This is a genomic window from Neorhizobium sp. BETTINA12A (assembly GCF_023006485.1).
GTDB lineage: Bacteria > Pseudomonadota > Alphaproteobacteria > Rhizobiales > Rhizobiaceae > Neorhizobium.
Genome location: NZ_JALBGW010000053.1, coordinates 12,633 through 29,326, shown reverse-complemented (window position 1 = coordinate 29,326; position 16,694 = coordinate 12,633). Strand labels below are relative to the sequence as shown.

Genomic DNA, 16,694 nt, shown 5'->3' with positions numbered 1-16,694 from the left:
TGGAATGCCACGAGACCGCCGGGTGCCGCAGTGTTGCCAGGCACGTAGCGGTCGAGCAGCGCCGCCATCTGGTCGTCGCGCTTGCGGGCGCTCTTGCCGCCCATGACGACGCCGATCACCCGGCGGCCGTCGATATTGACGGCGCTGGCGATATTGTAGCCGGAAGCGTTGATAAAGCCGGTCTTGACGCCGTCCATGCCGGGATAGCGGTACATCAGGTTGTTGTGGCCGCGCAGGCGCTTGCCGCGGAACTCCATGTTCTTCAAAGAAAAGAGCTGATATTCCTTGGGAAAGTCGCGGATCAGCGCCAGCGCCAGCTGGGCCATGTCGCGCGCCGTCGTCACCTGTTCGTCGTCCGGCAGGCCGGACGCATTGCGGAACACGGTGCGGCTCATGCCGAGCGCCCGCGCCTTCTTGGTCATCATCACCCCGAAACGGTCTTCCGAGCCGCCGAGATAATCACCCATCGTCGCGGCGGCATCATTGGCCGAGCGCACGACCATGCCAAGCACGGCCTCGCGTACTGTGATCGTTCGACCCGCCGGCACGCCGAGCTTGGAGGGAATTTTCGACGCCGCATTCGGTGTCACGACGATATCCTGGTCCCACTTGAGGCGGCCCTCGCGCAGCGCCTCGAAGGTCATGTAGAGCGTCATCATCTTGGTAAGCGATGCCGGGTGGTTGATCTCGTCGGCATTTTCCGACGCCAGAACCTTGCCGCTCTTCGCGTCATAGATGAAGTGGGAATAACCGGCCTCTGCCGAACGGCTGATGGCCAGAGAGGCGCCAAGCACCAACAGGAATGCCAAAATCTGCGGAATTCGATACATGCCTACCCTCTTACCGTCCTCAATGAGGATAAGGCAACGAACATGGTGCGAAAATGACGCGTTTCGCATTTGATTCTAATTCTCGATAAATGGTTAATTGAAAATAAGTACTTACGCATTTGTTAATGTTCTCCTGACGGCATCCTTCCAGCCGCGGATTTTCGCAGAACGGGTCTTTTCATCCATCTGCGGCTCGAATCGCCGCTGCCGCGCCCAGCTTTTTGCGAAGGCTTTTTGGTCCGGCCAGACGCCCGCCTTGGAGCCGGCGAGCCAGGCGGCTCCAAGCGCCGTCGTCTCCAGAATGGTCGGCCGGTCGACCGGCGCGTCGATCAGATCCGAGAGCCGCTGCATCGTCCAGTCCGACGCAACCATCCCGCCATCGACGCGCAGCACCGTGCTGCCGTTGGCATTGCGCCAGTCCTTCTGCATCGCGTCGTAGAGATCGCGGGTCTGGTAGCAAACCGCCTCCAACGCGGCGCGGGAGATTTCCGCAGGACCGGTCGCACGCGTCAGGCCGAACATGGCGCCGCGCGCTTCCGCATCCCAATAGGGCGCGCCGAGGCCGGTAAAGGCGGGTACCAGGTAGACTTCCTGTTGAGGATCAGCTTCTTGCGCCAACTCCCCGGATTGGGAAGCTCTTTCGATAATGCCGAGCCCGTCGCGCAGCCATTGCACGGCAGCGCCGGCGATGAAGATCGAGCCTTCCAGCGCATAGGTCGTTTCGCCGTTCAGGCGATAGGCGATGGTGGTGAGCAGCCGGTTCTTGGAGCGCACCATGTCGGCGCCGGTATTCAGCACCGCAAAGCAGCCGGTGCCGTAGGTGGATTTCATCATGCCCGGTTCGAAACAGGCCTGGCCGATGACCGCCGCCTGCTGGTCGCCGGCGACGCCGAGGATCGGGATCGCCGCACCGAACAGGCTTTCGTCGGTGATGCCGAATTCGTCGGCGCAATCCTTGACCTCCGGCAGCATGGCGGCCGGGATGCGCAGGATTTCGAGGAGGTCCTCGTCCCAATGGTTATCGGCGATGTTGTAGATCAGCGTGCGCGAGGCATTGGTCGCATCGGTGACGAAGCTTTTTCCGCCGGTCAGGCGCCAGATCAGGAAGGTGTCGATCGTGCCGAAGCAGAGTTCGCCCTTGGCCGCCCTCGCCCGCGCACCCTTCACGTTGGCGAGCATCCAGGAAAGCTTGGTCCCCGAAAAATAGGGGTCGAGCAAAAGCCCGGTGCGGCGGGTAAACAGCTTTTCGAGATCCTGGCGTTTCAGCTTCTCGCAATAGCTGGCGGTGCGGCGATCCTGCCAGACGATGGCGTTGTGGATCGGTTTGCCGCTTTCGCGCTCCCAGACGACGACCGTCTCGCGCTGGTTGGTGATGCCGATCGCGGCAATCTCGGAGGCCTTCAGCTTGGCTTCCTTGAGCGCCTGCTTGATCGCCCAGAGCACAGTTTCCCAGATCTCCTCCGGATCATGCTCGACCCAGCCGGATTTCGGGAAGATCTGGGTGAATTCCTTCTGGCCGATGCCGGCAATCCGCATGTCGCCGTCGAACACGATCGCCCGCGTCGACGTCGTCCCCTGATCGATCGCCAGAACATAACCACCCAATGCCGTCCCTCCCAGTTCATGCAATGCTTTGGAACTGGTTTGAACAGAAACGGCAAAAGCCTGTCAAACGGAAAAGGAAAGGCGCGACACGCCTTTCCCTATCCGTCGGCATCCAATCAGCCTGCAGCCTTGAGACCCGTGTTGCACAGGCTCCAGTAACCGCCGCCCTTCTGGATCCATTTCAGATCGTTGAGCGTGCCGGCATCCTTGTTGGCATGGTAGGCGTCGACGCAGGTGTGCAGACGTCCCTTGGCAGGCGTCTCGGTTGCGTATTTCTTGTCGACCGCCTTGGGGAACTTGGTGCCCTTCGGAGCAACCATGGTCGGCTTTTCCGGCTCCTTCTCGGCGGTCTTTGCGACTTCGTCCTCGTCGGCCTTGTCCGCGACCGCAGCTTCAGCGCCGCAGAACTTGGCGCGGTAGTCGTTCCACTTCATCGTGGCGGCGGAGCCGTCAGCCTTTGCGGCCTGATATTTCGTGCTGCACTCCTTCATCGTCAGCGCACTGGCGGGCGATGAGAATGTCAAGGCAGCAAGGATCGTACCGGCAGCAGCAAGAATCAATTTCCCAGACATGATCTTTCCTACATTTCTGATTTAAGGAGAAAGTTTACGGAGCCCCCGTCAGGACGGGAGAACCCCGTTCGGGCTCGCCTTGTCGACTGCCGTCGGCAAGTGATCTGCAAGAAGCTGGGGCAGTTGATCGACATTGATGCCGAAGGCATTTGCCAGGCTGCGCACCTGCTCGGAAGAAAGCGCCGACCTGATCTGGTCGGCGGAAATCGGAAGATTGGAGCCGGTACCGATCCACGAAGACACCTGCTCGCCAAGCCCCGCCTGGTTGAGCTGGGCGATGATCCCGTTGAAGCCGCCGGCATTTTGAAAGATGTTTTCGGCGACCGCCAGTATATTGACCGGCTTGCCGCCCAAGGCATCGCTGATCACGCTCCCAAGACCATCAAACAGTCCCATGTGACCCTCCCAGGTCTTTCGCTACGCCTTCGGGAACTCATAGCAGTTCGGGGTTTTGGTGTCATCACCAATGTGCCTTGTCCGGCGCGCTGCTCCGGCGGTGTTCAGCCTGCTGCGCCACCGCCATCCATGGTCGGCAACGGCCAGCATCTCCCCGAAGACCAGGATCGGCGATCCCGATTGCCATCGCACGGAATTTGGGCATAACCTGCCCGGATCGTCGCGGCGCAACAGAACGCCGCCCGGAAGGCTGGATCGCAGGGAGATTTGGGCATGAACAGAACCGTCGTCGTCACCGGCTCCACGAGCGGCATCGGGCTCGGTGTTGCAAAGGCGTTTGCGGCCGAGGGCGCCAATGTCGTCATCAACGGATTCGGCCCGGCCGACGCGATCGAGGCTACCCGCCGCGAACTTGATGCGCTCGGGGCCGGCACGGTGCTTTATCACGGCGCCGACATGACCAGACCCGCCGAGATCGAGGACCTGATCGCCACGGCGGTCAAGTCCTTCGGCACAGTCGATGTCCTGGTCAACAATGCCGGCATTCAGCACGTCGCGAAGATCGAAGAATTCCCGCCGGAAAAGTGGGACCAGCTGATTGCCATCCTGCTGACCTCGGCCTTCCACACGATGCGCCATACCATTCCCTTGATGAAGGCGACCGGCAAGGGCCGCATCATCAACGTGGCATCCGCCCATGCGCTGGTCGCCTCGCCGTTCAAATCCGCCTATGTGGCTGCCAAACATGGTATTTTAGGACTAACCAAAACGGCGGCCTTGGAACTTGCGGAATTCGGTATTACCGTGAATGCGATATGCCCGGGCTATGTGCTGACGCCGCTGGTCGAAAGGCAGATCCCCGATACCGCCCGCGAGCGCGGTATTTCGGAAGCCGAGGTGAAGAGCGAAGTGATGCTGAGGCTGCAGGCGACCAAGGAATTCGTGGCGATCGATGAAGTCGCGCAGGCGGCGATCTATCTCGCGAGCGATGCGGCGAAGAGCATTACCGGCACGCATATCTCGATAGACGGCGGCTGGACCGCCCAATAACTGAACAAAGCAGTAACCGGACCGACCGGTAACGGAATACAAGAGCCGGCAACGGCGGACGAAGGAGAGACATGAGCGAAGCCATCCGCTTCATCGTGAATGGAGATGAGGTCACCCTTGGAGATTTCGGACCAACGGAAACCCTTCTCGATTATCTTCGCCTGAGGCGGCGGCTGACGGGTACCAAGGAAGGCTGTGCGGAAGGCGACTGCGGCGCCTGCACGGTGCTGATCGGGCGATTGACGGAACACGGCCTGCGCTACGAAAGCGTCAATGCCTGCATCCGGTTCCTGGGATCGCTGCACGGCACGCATGTGGTGACCGTCGAGCACCTGGCCGGCCGCGACGGTGCGCTGCATCCGGTGCAGCAGGCGATGGTCGATTTCCACGGCTCGCAATGCGGCTTCTGCACTCCCGGCTTCATCATGTCCCTTTACGGCCTGTGGCTCTCGAACGGTACGCCGACGCGCGCCGACATCGAAAGCGCGCTGCAGGGCAATCTCTGTCGCTGCACCGGCTATGAGCCGATCGTCAAGGCTGCCGAACATATCTCCGTCAATCGGCCGAGCTCGCTCTTCGATCCGCTGGAGCGCGACCGTATCCAGATCATGGCGAAACTCTGGGGCATCCATTCGGGCAACGACACGATCACCATCACCAAGGATGGCGCCCGCTCGATCGTGCCGGCCTCCGTCGCCGCCTTTGCCGATATCCTCGCCGACGAACCCGAGGCGACGATCGTCGCCGGCGCGACCGATGTCGGACTGTGGGTCACCAAGCAGATGCGGCTCCTCGATCCGGTAATCTTCATCAACCACCTGACCGAACTGCAGTCGATAAGCGCGGACGAGACCGGCATCACCATCGGCGCCGGCGTCAGTTACACCCAGGCTTTCGACGTACTGTCTGACGAAATCCCCTCGCTTGGCCGGCTGATCGACCGGATCGGCGGCCAACAGGTGCGCAACATGGGTACGATCGGCGGCAATATCGCCAACGGTTCGCCGATCGGCGACACTCCGCCGCCTCTGATCGCGCTCGGTGCCGAGCTGACGCTGCGCTCCCATTCCGGCCGCCGCACGATCGCGCTCGAGGATTATTTCCTGAGCTACGGCAAGCAGGACCGGCTGCCGACCGAATTCGTCGAGAAGGTTTTCGTCCCCCGCCCGGCCGAGGGCAGTCATTTCGCGGTCTACAAGATCTCCAAGCGCCGCGACGAGGACATCTCGGCGCTCTGCGGCGCCTTCCATCTCGTGCTCGATGCCGACGGCAAGGTCGAGACCATCCGCATCGCCTTCGGCGGCATGGCGGCGACCCCGAAACGGGCGAAACACGTCGAGGACGCACTCCTCGGCGAGGTCTGGAGCTGGGGTGCCATCTCCGCCGTGCGCGACGCGTTCGTGGAGGATTACCAGCCCCTCACCGACTGGCGGGCAACCGCGGAATATCGCAGCCTCACCGCCCGCAACCTGCTCACCCGCTTTTTCCTCGAAACCGCCGGAGCGCCTGCGGAACTCCGCCGGTTCGAACTGGAGGAAGCATGATGGTGAATAGAACTATGAACATATTCTCCAGCCGGAAGCCCGACATGTATGCGGAAACGAGACGGCGCGGCACGCTCCCAATGATCTCCCCCCTTGAGGGGGAGATGTCACCGAAGGTGACAGAGGGGGGTAGCGACCTCACGGCACGTCAAACCGCCTCCGTAGCATTCCGAGCCACCCCCCTCTGCCCTGCCGGGCATCTCCCCCTCAAGGGGGGAGATCGGCATGCTGCAACGGTCGGAGGCCTCCTCTGATGGACAAGACCACGTTCAACACCAAACCGATCATCGACGGCCGCATGCATGTGTCGCTGAAACATGATTCAGCACATAAGCACGTCACCGGAACCGCCGAATATATCGACGATATTCCGGAACCCTCAGGTACGCTGCACGGCGGCCTCGGGCTTGCCGACCGGGCGCATGCGGAAATCGTCTCGGTCGATCTTTCAGCGGTCAAGAGCGCACCCGGCGTCGTCTGGGTGATCACCGCGGAGGACATTCCGGGCTTCAACGACGTCGCCTCGACCGGCCAGCACGACGAGCCGCTGCTTGCCACCACCAACGTGCAGTTCCACGGCCAGATTATCTTCGCCGTCATTGCCGAGACCCGCGACCAGGCCCGCCGTGCCGCAAAACTCGCCAAGATCGAATATCGCGACCTGCCCCACTGGACCGATATCGACAGCGCTCGCGAAAATGACGCGCCTTATGTCGTCGAACCGATGACGCTGAGGCGCGGCGAGCCGGAAACCGAGATCGAAAACGCGCCTCTGCGGGTCCAGAACCACATGTATATCGGTGGCCAGGAGCATTTTTACCTGGAGAGCCACATCGCGCTCGCCATCCCTGGCGAGGACGACGAGGTGATCGTCTGGTCCTCCACCCAGCATCCGAGCGAAGTGCAGCACATGGTGGCGCATGTGCTCGGCGTCGCCAACAATGCGGTGACCGTCCAGACCCGCCGCATGGGCGGCGGTTTCGGCGGCAAGGAAACGCAGGGCAACCAGTTCGCGGCGCTCGCGGCAATCGCCGCCAAGAAGCTGAAGCGGGCGGTGAAATTCCGCCCCGACCGCGACGAGGATATGTCGATCACCGGCAAGCGGCACGATTTCCGCGTCGATTACGACGTCGCCTTCGACGAGGAAGGCCGTATCCACGCAGTCGACGCGGTCTATGCGGCGCGCTGCGGTTTTTCCGCCGACCTTTCCGGCCCGGTCACCGACCGCGCCCTCTTCCATGCGGATTCCAGCTATTTCTACCCGCATGTGCGGCTGACCTCGCAGCCGCTGAAGACCCATACGGTCTCCAACACCGCCTTCCGCGGTTTCGGCGGGCCGCAGGGCATGCTCGGCGGCGAACGGATCATCGAGGAGATCGCCTATGCGGTCGGCAAGGACCCGCTCGAAATCCGCAAGCTGAACTTTTACGGCCAGCGCGGTTCGAACCGGACGATGACGCCCTATCACCAGGACGTCGAGGACAATATCATCGCGAGGATTGTCGACGAACTGGAAACCTCGTCGGACTATCAGGCCCGCCGGCAGGCGATCCTGGAGTTCAACTCGCACAGCCCGGTAATCCGCAAGGGCATCGCCCTGACACCGGTGAAATTCGGCATCTCGTTTACCATGACCGCCTACAACCAGGCGGGCGCGCTGGTCCATATCTACAATGACGGTTCGATCCACCTGAACCACGGCGGCACCGAAATGGGCCAGGGCCTTTATACCAAGGTGGCGCAGGTGGTGGCCGATACGTTCCAGGTCGATATCGACCGGGTGAAGATCACCGCGACGACGACGGGCAAGGTGCCGAACACATCGGCAACCGCCGCCTCCTCCGGCACCGACCTCAACGGCATGGCCGCTTATGATGCCGCCCGACAGATCAAGGAACGGCTGATCGATTTCGCCATGCGCCAATGGAAGGTTGGCCGCGACAAGGTCGAATTCCTGCCCAACCGGCTGCGGATCGGCGGCGAGATCATACCCTTCGACACGTTCATCCGGGCCGCCTATTACGACCGCGTGCAGCTCTCCGCCGCCGGCTTCTACAAGACGCCGCGCATCCACTGGGACCGCAAGGCGGGCCGCGGCCGGCCGTTCTACTACTTCGCCTATGGCGCCGCGGTCTCGGAAGTGTCGATCGACACGCTCACCGGCGAATACATGGTCGAGCGCACCGACATCCTCCACGACGTCGGCAAGTCGCTGAACCCGGCGATCGACATCGGCCAGGTGGAAGGCGCGTTCGTTCAAGGGATGGGCTGGCTGACCACCGAGGAACTGTGGTGGGACGACAAGGGGCGGCTCCGCACCCACGCGCCCTCCACCTACAAGATCCCGCTCGCCTCCGACCGGCCGAAGATTTTTAACGTGCAACTCGCCGAATGGGCGGAAAATGCCGAACCGACCATCGGCCGCTCCAAGGCCGTCGGCGAACCGCCGTTCATGCTGGCGATCTCGGTGCTCGAAGCCCTGTCGATGGCGGTAGCGAGTGTGGCAGATTATTCCGCCTGCCCGAGACTCGACGCACCGGCGACGCCGGAACGGGTGCTGATGGCGGTCGAGCGGCTGAAGGCGATGTGATGGAGCGCGCATGCCGCATTTCCATGTCCGCGACGCCAACCGGAAAAACGCCAGGAACATGCGCCGGGCGCTGACCGAAGCGGAGCTGAAATTCTGGAACGCGGTCCGCGCTCATCGCCTCATGGGAATTGGCTTCCGGCGGCAGATGCCGATCGCCGGCTACATCGTGGATTTTGCCTGCCCGGAGCATAAGTTGATCATCGAAATTGACGGTGTGAGCCATTCCTACGACCAGAACATCAGGCGGGATTTAACGAGAGATCAGCAACTGGCCTCGCTTGGCTGGCAGGTGGTAAGGTTCACCAATGACGAGGTGCACGGCCATATCGACGACTTGTGCATGCACCTCCTGCGGATTATCGGGATCGACCGCTTTGAGTAGATGTTGCTACCCCCCTCTGCCCTGCCGGGCATCTCCCCCTCAAGGGGGGAGATCGGATGTGGCCAGGCCCCACTCCCTCTCGGTGCGGCGGACTCACGTCTCAGATGAGGCTGAGGACCGGGCAAGACACCACGTCTTGCCGATCTCCCCCCTTGAGGGGGAGATGCCCGGCAGGGCAGAGGGGGGTGCCTAATGCGCGACCTTACCCTTGCTGGCTTCATCACCACCCATCCAAAATCTGTCCTCGTCGAAATCCGCGAGGCGAAGGGCTCCACGCCCCGCGAAGCCGGCACCTTCATGCTGGTCGCGGAGACCGCGATCTGGGGGACGATCGGCGGCGGGCAGTTCGAATATATGGCGATCGACAATGCCCGGGCGATGCTGGCTGGCGGCGGCGAGGCGGTGATGGACATTCCGCTTGGGCCGGAGATCGGCCAGTGCTGCGGCGGCCATACCCGACTTGCGTTCCGGCCGTTGACGCCGGAGCTGGCGGAAGCGCTGGAAAAGCGCCTGCGCAACGAGGAGGACGACCGGCCGGCAGTGACGCTGTTCGGATCGGGTCATGTCGGCCAGGCGCTCGCAAGGGCGCTGGTTCCCCTGCCCTTCGCGGTGTCAGTCGTCGAAACCCGTGCCGAGGCGCTGGAGGATCTGCCGGCCGAAACGGAAAAACACCTGACCGCCATGCCGGAAGCGTTTGTGGACAAGATCCCGGCTGGCGGCGCGGCGATCATCCTCACCCACGACCATGCGCTGGATTTCCTGATCGCCCAGCGCGCGTTGGCACGCGCCGATCTTGCCTATGTCGGCATGATCGGCTCGCGAACCAAACGTGCCACCTTCGCCAACTGGCTGAAGCGCGAGGACGGCGGTGATGGCTTGCTCTCCCGCCTCGTGCTGCCGATCGGCGGCACGACGGTCAGGGACAAGCGCCCGGCCGTGATCGCAGCACTGGTCGCCGCCGAATTGCTGGAAACCTACGCTGCGCGGCAGGCGCAGACCTCAAAGCGGCAGATCCCGACCACCTGAGCGCCGTTTCCCGTCCCAGAATGCCGCCTCGCGGCTTTGCGGCCCGGCTTCCGGGAGCGCAACATCGCCGCGCAGTTCGTCCGGCAGCGCCGGGATGCTTGGACCTGCAGGCTGCAGGAGCCTGCGGAAAAACCGGCGGAAGTGCCGCCAAACCAAGACCGGGCGAGAGGATTTCAAAGGCAAGGCATGGGCGTTTGCGGACGGCATGGTTGCTCCACATCGACAAGAATGGCTTGATTGGTTGCGATCATCAATGGAGACGATTGCCGGAAAATTCCAATTCAAATACAGTCGGTCGCGATCAAGAGAACTTATCGATGAAATTATCACGCCGGTTTCCGCTGAATGCACTTCGGGTCTTCGAAGCCGTCGCGCGCCTGGAAAATTTCACTCGCGCCGCGGAAGAACTCGGCATGACCCAGACGGCGGTGACCTACCAGATCAAGCTCTTGGAGGAATTTCTCGGCGACACCGTTTTCCTGCGCCGTCCACGGGCGCTGAAACTCACCGAAACGGGTGAAAAACTGCTTCCGAAGGTGGCGGAGGCTTTCACGCTGCTCAACGAGGCGGTGCAATCGACGCGGCATGGCATCGAGGAAACGCTGGAAATCCACTCGCCGCCATCGTTTGCCGCGCAATGGCTGTCGCCGCATCTCCACATTTTCAAAGCCCTGCACCCGCAAATCGAGGTCCGCCTGCTGCGCCAGTTGGATAACAACGACCACCGCCATAGCTTGGCCGATATCACGATCTGTATCAGCGCCCGGCCATCCGACGGGTTGATCAGCCATCCTCTCTTTCGGCTCAACTATGCGCCCATGCTGTCTCCGCGACTGGCGGAAAGCGTGGGTGGCATACGGCAGCCTTCCGATCTTTTGAAACTACCCTGGATTACCGACACCCGTGACGGGTGGCACGAATGGTTCGAGGCGGCCCACATCGACCCGCATCAGATCCGGCACACCAGCCTCAACGCCCTTGGCGCGCTCGATCTGGAGGCAAGGGCTGCGATATCCGGCCATGGCGTGGCGATGCTGAGCCCCTTCCTCTTTCAGGAAGATCTGGCATCCGGCCGCCTCCTGCAGCCCTTCGATATCTGCGTCGGCGAGGGCAAGACCTATTGGCTGTGTTACGCGCCGGCGCGGCGAAGTGCGGCGAAGGTCACGGCCTTTGCGACCTGGATCCAGGCGGCGCTCGCCGATGACCTTGCGGCCATAGGAGCAAATCGAAGCGAGGCGGCCGCTCAATAGGGGATCAGCCCGCCAAGCAGACCACGCACCGGCTGCGCAATCAAAAATTCCGCTGCGAATAGAGGAGCCTTGCGGCGCGGAAGGCACCCTCCTCTTGAGGTCCGCGCCTGTCGCGGCCGTCGAGCAGGCCGAGATCGCGTTGCCAGGATTGCGGCATTTCCTCGAGGTCGAGACTGTTGCGGCGGACGGCCAGGCGGCGGCGAATGGCGGCGGCGATGCCGAGCTTCGGGAAAAACTGCTCGAACGGCCGGTTGAGGATCGAAAACATCTCTTGCCTCCAACGGGATACCCCGTTTTCATTTGATGATTGTGGGGGTAGATTGCGCGCCAAAGCCTCGGTAATCCAATCGAATTACCGTCTGCACGGATCAAGAGATCTTATCCATGAAGATGTCGAAACAGTTTCCTCTGAATGCGCTTCGGGTGTTCGAGGCCGCCGCACGGCTGATGAGCTTCACCCGGGCCGGAGAGGAGCTCGGCCTGACCCAGACGGCCGTGAGCTACCAGATCAAGCTGCTCGAGGACACCATCGGTGAGCAGCTCTTCCTGCGCCGGCCCCGGCAGGTTTCATTGACGGAGGCAGGCGAGCGGCTGGCGCCGAGGATCGCGGAAGCCTTCGCGATCATGGGCGATGCGCTTTCGACTCTGCACGACGCATCGGAGGGCACGCTGATCATCCATTCGACGGCGACCTTCGCCTCGCGCTGGCTGGCGCGCCATCTCGGCACCTTCCAGCTCGAAAATCCCGGCATTGCCGTCAGGCTGGAGACATCGCAGGAGATGATCGATTTTTCGCGCTCCCAGGCGGACATCGCGATCCGCAGCGGCAAGGGCGAATGGGCGGGCTTGCGCCGGCATTTTCTGATGCGAAATCATTTCACGCCGATGCTGAGCCCGGATCTGGCCGCCACGATCGGCGGCGTAAAGACGCCGGAAGACATCCTGAAGCTCAGGATCATCGATCCCGGCGATCCATGGTGGCCGTTCTGGTTTGCCGCAGCCGGGGTGCCGGATGTCGACCTCAGCGGCCGGCCGGTGAGCAGAATGGGCGCGCAGGCCTTCGAAGCCGCCGCCGCGATCGCCAGCCAGGGGGTCGGAATTCTGCAGCCGGAATTTTATGCGGACGACATCGCGCTCGGGCGGCTGGTCCAGCCATTCGACATCCTCGGCTATGACAAGAGCGACTATTGGCTGGTCTATCCGGAGGCTCGCAGGAATTCCAAGAAAATCCGTGCCTTCCGCGACTTCATGCGGAAAACCATGCCGACATTCAGGGACTAGGGTCAGGACCCTTCAGTCGGTTTTCTATCCGCCGCTTTGCTGGACGGAAAACCGGCTGGACATGTTACTTCTGGCCGCTGGCGGCCTCTAGTAGCTCATATCCGGCGCGTAGAAGCAGCGCAGCGTATCTTCGGTCGGATAGAGACAGAGATGGTATTCCTCGTCCTGGCTTCTCCTCGCCTGGCTCTGCGGCAGTTTGAAATCATGCGGGCGCGTGATCAGCCGATGATCGCCCGGACCCAGAATGATCTCGTAGCCGCCATCGATGATCTTGACGTTCTTGGTCGCGATCATCTGGCAGTCGCCTGTATGGTTGTCGCCGTTGCAGCAGAAACCGTCATATTTCCAGGTCACGCCGGTCGAACTGTGCGCCTCGTGGGCACTGGCCGAACCGATCTGGATGCAGGACGCGTACGCAATCATCACACCTGTCAGAATACCACGCATGAGCTTAGTCTCCGTTGATGAATGCCCCCATCACCGGCTCGAACCGCACGCATTACCAAGCTTTCGCCGGCTGACTTGCAACTGTCACAATACGTGAGTCGATCTGACCAATTAACCCTTACTTATCGCGATGCACAATTAAGAACATTCTACTATTGCCAATCCGGGGATCGCGCGAAGGGAACTCGAAGCTGCCGGTCCCGGTTCCGTGGCGGAACAAAAAGTGTTCGCCGCAGCGCCCTCTTCCCTTGGCCAGGTTTTTTCCCCAAAGTGACGAGTCGGGGGGCAATAAGGGGAAGTCTGAATGTATGAATATGCCGTCGCCTGGGAATGGCTGAGTTTCGCCGCCCGCTGGTTCCATGTCATCACGGCGATCGCCTGGATCGGCTCGTCGTTCTATTTCATCGCGCTCGATCTGGGGCTGACGAAGCGCCCGAACATGCCCGCCGGCGTCTATGGCGAGGAATGGCAGGTGCATGGCGGCGGTTTCTACCACGTCCAGAAATACCTGGTGGCGCCGGCACAGATGCCCGAACACCTGACCTGGTTCAAATACGAGAGCTATTTCACCTGGCTCTCCGGTTTTCTGATGCTCTGCATCGTCTATTACGGCGGCGCCGACCTGTTCCTGATCGATCGAACGGTGATGGCTCTCGCCCCCTGGCAAGCAATCCTGTTGTCGCTCGCATCGCTGTCGATCGGCTGGATCATCTACGATCTGCTCTGCAAATCGCCGCTCGGAAAGAACACCTGGGGGCTGATGGCGCTGCTCTTCCTGGTGCTGATCGCCATGGCCTGGGGGTATACGCAGATATTCTCCGGCCGCGCCGCCTTCCTGCATCTCGGCGCGTTCACCGCGACGATCATGTCCGCCAACGTCTTCTTCATCATCATCCCCAACCAGAAGATCGTCGTCGCCGACCTGATCGCGGGGCGCACGCCCGACCCGAAATACGGCATGATCGCCAAGCAGCGTTCGCTGCACAACAACTACCTGACGCTGCCCGTCATCTTCTTCATGCTCTCCAACCACTATCCGCTGGCGTTTGCGACCCATTTCAACTGGGTGATCGCCGCACTCGTCTTCCTGATGGGCGTGACGATCAGGCACTGGTTCAACACCACCCACGCCCGCAAGGGCAAGCCGACCTGGACCTGGCTGGTGACGGTTCTGCTCTTCATCGTCATCATGTGGCTCTCGACCGTGCCGAAGGTTCTGACCGGCGAGACCGAGACCTCGATGACCCCGGTCGCCCAGAAATTCGCGGCCAATGCCCATTTCGGTGCAGCGAGGGATGTCGTGCAGGCGCGCTGTTCCATGTGCCACGCGGCTGAACCCGTTTATGAAGGCGTCAATTTCACCCCGAAATCCGTCAGACTGGAGACTGACGCAGAGATTGCCGCCCACGCGCGGGAGATCTATATCCAGGCGGGCCGCAGTCACGCCATGCCGCCCGGCAATGTCACCGCCATCTCGCCGGACGAACGCCGGCTGCTGACGGCCTGGTACGAAAGCACGATATCCCAATGACCCAGATGCTGATCCGCGGACGGCTGCTCTCCTTCAAGCGCGCTCCGCACTCGCTGACCGACACGGACAGTTACGCCTATGAGAGCGACGGCGCGCTGCTGATCGACGGGAACACGATTTCGGTTGCCGGCAGCTACGGAACGGTCAAGGCGATTGCGCCGGAGGGCGTCGAGGAAATCGACCATCGGCCGCATCTGATCCTGCCGGGCTTCATCGACACGCACCTGCATTTCCCGCAGATGCAGGTGATCGCCTCCTATGCCGCCAATCTGCTCGAATGGCTGAACACCTACACCTTCCCTGAGGAATGCCGGTTCGTCGAAAGCGAACACGCGGCGCGCATCGCCACACATTTCTATGACGAGTTGCTGCGCCACGGCACCACCACGGCGGTCGCCTACTGCTCCGTTCACAAGACCTCGGCCGACGCTTTCTTTGCCGAAGCCCTGAAGCGCGGCATGTGCATGGTCGGCGGCAAGGTGATGATGGACCGCAACGCCCCGCAGGGTCTGCTCGACACGCCGCAGATGGGTTATGACGAAACGAGAGCTGTGATCGCCGACTGGCACGGCAAGGGCCGCTGCCACGTCGCCATCACCCCGCGCTTCGCGATCACCTCGACCCCCGGCCAGATGAAGGCCGCCCAGGCGCTGGCGCAGGAGTTTCCCGACCTGCATATCCAGACGCATCTCTCCGAAAACCACGAGGAGATTCGCTACACCGGCGAGCTTTATCCGGACGCCAGGGACTATACCGACATCTACGCCCATTACGGCCTTCTCGGGCCCAAGACCTTGCTCGGCCACGCGATCCATCTTTCCGACCGCGAAGCCGATGTGTTGTCGGAGGCAGGCGCCGTCGCAGTCCACTGCCCGACCTCCAACCTCTTCCTCGGCTCCGGCCTGTTTCCGATGAAATCGCTGATGCGGCGGGAAAAGCCGGTCAGGGTGGCAGTCGCCACCGATATCGGCGGCGGATCGAGCTATTCGATGCTGCGGACGATGGACGAGGCCTACAAGATCCAGCAGCTCCTCGGCGAGCGTCTGAACCCGCTCGAAAGCTTCTACCTGATGACCAGAGGCAATGCCGAGGCGCTGTCTATGGCGGAACGTATCGGCACGCTGGAGCCCGGCACCGATGCCGACCTCGTGGTGCTGAACGCCGCCTCGACGCCGGCCATGCGGCTACGGATGGAAACGGTGAAGACGCTGGGGGAAGAACTCTTCCTTCTTCAGACCATGGGCGACGACCGCGCCGTGGTCGAGACCTATGTGGCGGGCAAGGCAATGAAGAGCGAATTCGACGTAAGCCAGGTCAGGACCTAGCCGCCCGCCTTCCGCCGAGCGCCCTCCTTGATCGCGTCCATGACAGCGCGGACAATCGGCACGTCGCGGATATCCGAATGGACGACGAGCCAGATGTCGCGCGTCACGGGTTCGTCCTCCACCAGCGCGACGGCGAGCCCGTCGCCGGCGCTGACGAAGAAATCGGGCAGGATGGCGACCCCGCCGCCCGCCCGGGCCATTGCGCGCTGGAATTCCAGCGTCGAGGCCCTCAGGCCGACACGCCGCCCTCTCGCGATATCGAGAAGCCGCCGATGCTGCGGCGAAGTCTCCATGTCCTCGCCGTAAGCGATAAAGCTCCATTCCTCTTGTGGCGTCTCGGCAAGGTAGGACGGCGACGCATAGAAATCGAACCGAACGCTGCCGATCCGCGTGACTGTAAGATCCCCCTGTTCGGGACGGGCCAGACGCACCGCAATGTCCGCCTCTCGACGGTTGAGGGAAGCGTAGCGCTTTTCGCCGGCAACGACGATCTCGATCTCGGGGTGACGTCGGCGAAGCATAGCGATTGGCTCCGGCAACAGCAGGTCCGAAAGGGCCGGAGGTGCGCTGATGCGCACCGTGCCGGCCAGCCGATCCTGTTTGAGCCTCGCCTGATCGGTGGCGAGAGCCTGTTCCTCCATCCGCCGTGCCAGTTCGGCAATGCGTTCGCCTTCGACAGTCAGTGTGACCTTCCGGCCGCGGCGATCGACCAATCTTGCCTGCAACTGCTCCTCCAGAAGCGCCACGCGGCGGCTGACGGTCGCGTGTTCCACGCCGAGTATCCGGGCGGCGCCGAGCAACGTTCCGCTGTTCGAGAGCGCCAGAAAATAACGGAGGTTTTCCCAGTCGAGCATTGTCAAATTTT

The 16,694-nt window shown here is 62.0% G+C and carries 16 protein-coding genes; 9 read left to right on the top strand and 7 right to left on the bottom strand.

Annotated features, from left to right (window positions below):
• The 4 genes from MOV61_RS15150 to MOV61_RS15135 all read right to left on the bottom strand — a co-directional run.
• The coding region (locus tag MOV61_RS15150) for a D-alanyl-D-alanine carboxypeptidase family protein (RefSeq protein ID WP_247137158.1) at positions 1-830 on the bottom strand (830 nt) is incomplete at its 3' end.
• A gap of 111 nt (positions 831-941) precedes the next feature.
• The gene (glpK, locus tag MOV61_RS15145; RefSeq protein WP_247137157.1) at positions 942-2,435 is read right to left on the bottom strand and encodes a glycerol kinase GlpK; all 1,494 of its coding nucleotides are present in this window, start codon (positions 2,433-2,435) and stop codon (positions 942-944) included.
• Positions 2,436-2,551: 116 nt separating this feature from the next.
• Complete coding sequence (locus MOV61_RS15140; RefSeq protein WP_247137156.1) at positions 2,552-3,007, bottom strand: hypothetical protein; 456 nt, start codon at positions 3,005-3,007, stop codon at positions 2,552-2,554.
• Between the two features lie 48 nt (positions 3,008-3,055).
• Complete coding sequence (locus tag MOV61_RS15135; protein WP_247137155.1) at positions 3,056-3,403, bottom strand: YidB family protein; 348 nt, start codon at positions 3,401-3,403, stop codon at positions 3,056-3,058.
• A gap of 273 nt (positions 3,404-3,676) precedes the next feature.
• Between MOV61_RS15135 and MOV61_RS15130 the strand changes: the two genes are divergently transcribed.
• From MOV61_RS15130 to MOV61_RS15105, 6 genes are all read left to right on the top strand, one after another.
• The gene (locus tag MOV61_RS15130; protein WP_247137154.1) at positions 3,677-4,453 is read left to right on the top strand and encodes a 3-hydroxybutyrate dehydrogenase; all 777 of its coding nucleotides are present in this window, start codon (positions 3,677-3,679) and stop codon (positions 4,451-4,453) included.
• 71 nt (positions 4,454-4,524) lie between these two features.
• Positions 4,525-5,997 (top strand): xanthine dehydrogenase small subunit, encoded by a 1,473-nt coding sequence (xdhA, locus tag MOV61_RS15125; RefSeq protein ID WP_247137153.1) that lies wholly within the window; start codon positions 4,525-4,527, stop codon positions 5,995-5,997.
• A 253-nt stretch (positions 5,998-6,250) separates the two neighbouring features.
• Positions 6,251-8,587: a xanthine dehydrogenase molybdopterin binding subunit gene (gene xdhB / locus MOV61_RS15120; protein WP_247137152.1), complete on the top strand. Its 2,337-nt coding sequence runs from the start codon at positions 6,251-6,253 to the stop codon at positions 8,585-8,587.
• A 10-nt stretch (positions 8,588-8,597) separates the two neighbouring features.
• Entirely contained in the window at positions 8,598-8,969 is a 372-nt protein-coding gene (locus tag MOV61_RS15115) for an endonuclease domain-containing protein (protein ID WP_247137151.1), read from the top strand.
• 192 nt (positions 8,970-9,161) lie between these two features.
• Entirely contained in the window at positions 9,162-9,995 is an 834-nt protein-coding gene (gene xdhC / locus MOV61_RS15110; RefSeq protein WP_247137150.1) for a xanthine dehydrogenase accessory protein XdhC, read from the top strand.
• Between the two features lie 317 nt (positions 9,996-10,312).
• Positions 10,313-11,245, top strand: a complete 933-nt coding sequence (locus tag MOV61_RS15105) for a LysR substrate-binding domain-containing protein (protein WP_247137149.1) — start codon at positions 10,313-10,315, stop codon at positions 11,243-11,245.
• A gap of 40 nt (positions 11,246-11,285) precedes the next feature.
• On the opposite strand, the gene MOV61_RS15100 is transcribed toward MOV61_RS15105, so the two are convergent.
• Positions 11,286-11,513: a hypothetical protein gene (locus MOV61_RS15100; protein ID WP_247137148.1), complete on the bottom strand. Its 228-nt coding sequence runs from the start codon at positions 11,511-11,513 to the stop codon at positions 11,286-11,288.
• Between the two features lie 116 nt (positions 11,514-11,629).
• Between MOV61_RS15100 and MOV61_RS15095 the strand changes: the two genes are divergently transcribed.
• On the top strand, positions 11,630-12,526 hold the full coding sequence (locus MOV61_RS15095; protein WP_247137147.1) for a LysR substrate-binding domain-containing protein: 897 nt from the start codon (positions 11,630-11,632) through the stop codon (positions 12,524-12,526).
• Between the two features lie 87 nt (positions 12,527-12,613).
• Here the strand turns inward: MOV61_RS15095 and MOV61_RS15090 are convergent, their stop codons facing one another.
• Positions 12,614-12,973, bottom strand: coding sequence for a hypothetical protein (locus MOV61_RS15090; protein ID WP_038544430.1), 360 nt, complete (start codon positions 12,971-12,973; stop codon positions 12,614-12,616).
• 304 nt (positions 12,974-13,277) lie between these two features.
• Between MOV61_RS15090 and puuD the strand changes: the two genes are divergently transcribed.
• Together puuD and guaD are read left to right on the top strand one after the other, a co-directional pair.
• A complete protein-coding gene (puuD, locus tag MOV61_RS15085; protein ID WP_247137146.1) occupies positions 13,278-14,504 on the top strand; it encodes a urate hydroxylase PuuD in 1,227 nt (408 codons plus the stop codon).
• Positions 14,501-15,829, top strand: coding sequence for a guanine deaminase (guaD, locus tag MOV61_RS15080; protein ID WP_247137145.1), 1,329 nt, complete (start codon positions 14,501-14,503; stop codon positions 15,827-15,829). Before puuD ends, guaD begins: the two co-directional genes overlap by 4 nt.
• Here guaD and MOV61_RS15075 read toward each other — a convergent pair.
• On the bottom strand, positions 15,826-16,683 hold the full coding sequence (locus tag MOV61_RS15075) for a LysR family transcriptional regulator (protein ID WP_247037231.1): 858 nt from the start codon (positions 16,681-16,683) through the stop codon (positions 15,826-15,828). The two genes, guaD and MOV61_RS15075, sit on opposite strands and share 4 nt — an antisense overlap.
• Positions 16,684-16,694: the final 11 nt, after the last annotated feature.

Bases quoted from the DNA above. Each gene is read 5' to 3' on its own strand.
- MOV61_RS15140 (WP_247137156.1), bottom strand. From the start codon at position 3,007: ATGTCTGGGAAATTGATTCTTGCTGCTGCCGGTACGATCCTTGCTGCC.
- xdhB (WP_247137152.1), top strand. From the start codon at position 6,251: ATGGACAAGACCACGTTCAACACCAAACCGATCATCGACGGCCGCATG.
- xdhA (WP_247137153.1), top strand. From the start codon at position 4,525: ATGAGCGAAGCCATCCGCTTCATCGTGAATGGAGATGAGGTCACCCTT.
- guaD (WP_247137145.1), top strand. From the start codon at position 14,501: ATGACCCAGATGCTGATCCGCGGACGGCTGCTCTCCTTCAAGCGCGCT.
- MOV61_RS15075 (WP_247037231.1), bottom strand. From the start codon at position 16,683: ATGCTCGACTGGGAAAACCTCCGTTATTTTCTGGCGCTCTCGAACAGC.
- MOV61_RS15115 (WP_247137151.1), top strand. From the start codon at position 8,598: ATGCCGCATTTCCATGTCCGCGACGCCAACCGGAAAAACGCCAGGAAC.
- MOV61_RS15105 (WP_247137149.1), top strand. From the start codon at position 10,313: ATGAAATTATCACGCCGGTTTCCGCTGAATGCACTTCGGGTCTTCGAA.
- MOV61_RS15095 (WP_247137147.1), top strand. From the start codon at position 11,630: ATGAAGATGTCGAAACAGTTTCCTCTGAATGCGCTTCGGGTGTTCGAG.
- MOV61_RS15090 (WP_038544430.1), bottom strand. From the start codon at position 12,973: ATGCGTGGTATTCTGACAGGTGTGATGATTGCGTACGCGTCCTGCATC.
- xdhC (WP_247137150.1), top strand. From the start codon at position 9,162: ATGCGCGACCTTACCCTTGCTGGCTTCATCACCACCCATCCAAAATCT.
- MOV61_RS15135 (WP_247137155.1), bottom strand. From the start codon at position 3,403: ATGGGACTGTTTGATGGTCTTGGGAGCGTGATCAGCGATGCCTTGGGC.
- MOV61_RS15130 (WP_247137154.1), top strand. From the start codon at position 3,677: ATGAACAGAACCGTCGTCGTCACCGGCTCCACGAGCGGCATCGGGCTC.
- MOV61_RS15100 (WP_247137148.1), bottom strand. From the start codon at position 11,513: ATGTTTTCGATCCTCAACCGGCCGTTCGAGCAGTTTTTCCCGAAGCTC.
- puuD (WP_247137146.1), top strand. From the start codon at position 13,278: ATGTATGAATATGCCGTCGCCTGGGAATGGCTGAGTTTCGCCGCCCGC.